At 52.0% G+C, this 294-nt stretch carries 1 protein-coding gene and 1 tRNA gene; both read left to right on the forward strand.

Annotated elements, in window-relative coordinates; genetic code table 11:
* A partial coding sequence (locus Q5L94_RS13580; RefSeq protein WP_317498017.1) for a hypothetical protein occupies nt 1-71 on the forward strand: 71 nt, incomplete at its 5' end.
* Between the two features lie 148 nt (nt 72-219).
* Nucleotides 220-293 (forward strand) — tRNA-Trp (locus Q5L94_RS13585).
* The last annotated feature ends 1 nt before the right edge of the window (nt 294 follow it).

The following is a 294-nucleotide window of genomic DNA, read 5'->3' on the forward strand; positions in this document are numbered from 1 at the left end:
GTCTGCGTTTCGCTATCCGTGAGGGTGGCCGTACCGTAGGTGCAGGCGTTGTATCAAAAATCATGGACTAAGCAGTCTTGTTGATTTTAAGAGCCCGGCTTTCGCCGGGCTTTTTTATGCCTGATAGGGTGGAGAAGGGCGAGGCTAGACTTGCGTCAAAAAGCATAATAGGTATAATACCGCGTCCAATCCTGCACCGATTGTAGGGTAGGGAAATTTAGGGGCGTAGTTCCAATTGGTAGAACAGCGGTCTCCAAAACCGACGGTTGGGGGTTCGAATCCCTCCGCCCCTGC

Origin of the sequence: Idiomarina sp. Sol25 (assembly GCF_033052775.1) — a bacterium.
Taxonomy (GTDB): Bacteria; Pseudomonadota; Gammaproteobacteria; order Enterobacterales; family Alteromonadaceae; genus Idiomarina.